Raw genomic sequence first — 2375 nt, 5'->3', positions numbered from 1 at the left:
GCGCACAGGTGGCGGAGCGTTTTCCCGCTTATGAAATGGCCGGACTCGCATCGTCGTGGACCGGCGTGTATGACGTTACGCCCGACTGGAATCCGGTCCTCGGGAGTGTCGCCGATATCGAAGGGCTTGTCGTTGGCTTCGGCTTTTCCGGTCATGGCTTCAAGCTGTCGCCGGGTATCGGCAAAATCCTCGCCCAGCATGCGCTCGGCCAGCCGACCGACGTGTCGCTCACGCCCTACTCGCTCGACCGGTTCGCACGCGGTTCATTGCTCGTGGGCAAGTACGGCTCCGGTGCCGTGTCCTGACCCGGCGAAAGAAAAAATGCACCGGCTTGCCCGACTGGCCAAGAGCGTGGGCGCAGCACTAGGGGCATCGCGCGCAGCACTCGATGCCGGCTATGCGCCGAATGCCACGCAGGTTGGCCAGACCGGAAAACAGTTTCACCGGATCTCTACGTGGCGCTCGGCATTTCCGGCGCGATCCAGAACCTCGCCGGGATGAAGGACTCGCGGATCATCGTGGTCGTCAACAAGGACGCGGATGCGCCTATCTTTTCGATTGCTGATTATGGAGTCGTCGGCGATCTTTCCGACTTGATGAGTCAGCTCGATGCCCGTGTTGCCAACGACGGCATGCCTGCTTGAACGCTGGCATGCCTTCTCCTTTACTCATTCCCCCGTTGTATGACTATTGATCCTTTCGAGCAGTACGGTCCCCGCGAGTCGATGGAATACGACGTCGTAATCGTCGGCGGCGGCCCGGCCGGGCTTTCATCCGCCATCAGGTTGAAGCAGCTGGCCCAGGACAAAGGCGTCGAACTAGGTATCTGCGTGCTGGAAAAAGGCTCGGAAATCGGTGCCCATATCCTGTCGGGCGCGGTCATGGATCCGCGTGCGTTGAACGAGTTGCTGCCGGACTGGAAGGCACGAGGCGCACCGCTCACCGTGGAAGTGACCGAAGACCGGTTTCTGTTTTTATCGAAGGACAGCGCGAAGCAGGTGCCTAACTGGCTGCTCCCCGACAACTTCAAGAACCACGGCAACTATGTTGTTAGCCTTGCCAATGTCACGCGCTGGCTCGGCGCGCAAGCCGAAGCACTGAGCGTGGAAATCTTCCCGGGCTTCGCGGCGGCCGAAGTGCTGTACCACGACGACGGCTCGGTGCGCGGCGTTGCCACCGGCAACATGGGCGTGAGCAAGGTCGGCGAAGCCACCGGTAACTTCCAGCTCGGCATGGAGTTGCACGCGAAGTACACGCTCTTTTGCGAAGGCGCGCGCGGTAACCTGGGCCGCCAGATCACCGATAATTTCAAGCTCGGCCAGAACGCCGATCCGCAGGTCTACGGCCTGGGCATCAAGGAGTTGTGGCAGATCGACCCGGCCCGACACAAGCCGGGTCTGGTGATCCACACAGCTGGCTGGCCGCTCGAGACCGACACCTACGGCGGCTCGTTCCTCTACCACATGGACGACAACCAGGTGATGATCGGCTTCGTCGTCGGCCTGGGGTATTCCAATCCGTACCTCTCTCCGTTCGAAGAATTCCAGCGATACAAAACCCATCCCGCGATCCGTTCGTTCCTCGAAGGCGGCAAGCGATTGTCGTACGGCGCGCGGGCGATTGCAGCGGGCGGCCTGATGTCGCTGCCAAAGCTCGTTTTTCCCGGCGGCGCGCTCGTAGGATGCGACGCCGGATTCCTGAATGCATCGCGGATCAAGGGCAGTCACGCGGCGATCAAGACGGGCAAGATGGCCGCGGAAGCGGCATTCGAGGCCTTGCAATCGGGCCGCCAAAGCGATGAACTCAGCGCCTATCCGGACGCGTTCGACCGGTCGTGGCTGAAGACCGAGTTGTATCGCGCGCGCAATTTCAAGCAGTGGATGAGCAAGGGCCTATATCTCGGCACGGTCATGGTCGAATTGGAGCAGAAGGTGCTCGGAGGCAATGTGCCGTGGACGCTGCATCATCGACACGCCGATCATGAGACGTTGAAACCGGCATCGCAATGCACGCCGATCGTGTATCCGAAGCCGGACGGGAAGCTCACGTTCGACCGGTTGTCGTCGGTGTTCATATCGAACACCAATCATGAAGAAAATCAGCCGCCGCATTTGACGCTGAAGGATGCGGCGGTGCCGGTGAACGTGAACTGGACGACGTACGCGGGACCGGAAAGCCGCTATTGTCCGGCGGGCGTCTACGAGTTCGTCAAAGCCGACGATGGCGCGGGAAAGTTGCAGATCAACGCGCAGAACTGCGTGCATTGCAAGACCTGCGACATCAAGGACCCGACCCAGAACATCGATTGGTGCACGCCGGAAGGCAGCGGCGGTCCGAACTACCCCGGCGGCATGTAGGAGACGCTGGCACGGGCC

The 2375-nt window shown here is 61.1% G+C and carries 2 protein-coding genes and 1 pseudogene; all 3 read left to right on the top strand.

Features of this window, described 5'->3' with window-relative positions; translation table 11 throughout:
• The coding region (locus ACFFAR_RS30975) for an NAD(P)/FAD-dependent oxidoreductase (RefSeq protein ID WP_375509200.1) at nt 1-305 on the top strand (305 nt) is incomplete at its 5' end.
• Between the two features lie 10 nt (nt 306-315).
• A pseudogene (locus tag ACFFAR_RS30970) lies at nt 316-644 on the top strand (electron transfer flavoprotein subunit alpha/FixB family protein); the annotation flags it as partial.
• Between the two features lie 39 nt (nt 645-683).
• Nucleotides 684-2357, top strand: coding sequence for an electron transfer flavoprotein-ubiquinone oxidoreductase (locus tag ACFFAR_RS30965; RefSeq protein ID WP_375509199.1), 1674 nt, complete (start codon nt 684-686; stop codon nt 2355-2357).
• Nucleotides 2358-2375 lie beyond the last annotated feature (18 nt).

Origin of the sequence: uncultured Caballeronia sp., assembly GCF_964243625.1 — a bacterium.
In the GTDB taxonomy this organism is placed as follows: Bacteria; Pseudomonadota; Gammaproteobacteria; order Burkholderiales; family Burkholderiaceae; genus Caballeronia.
This window is presented reverse-complemented; position numbering and strand designations above follow the sequence as displayed.

Excerpts from the sequence above, each read along its gene's own strand:
- ACFFAR_RS30965 (WP_375509199.1), top strand. The coding sequence starts at position 684 with ATGACTATTGATCCTTTCGAGCAGTACGGTCCCCGCGAGTCGATGGAA.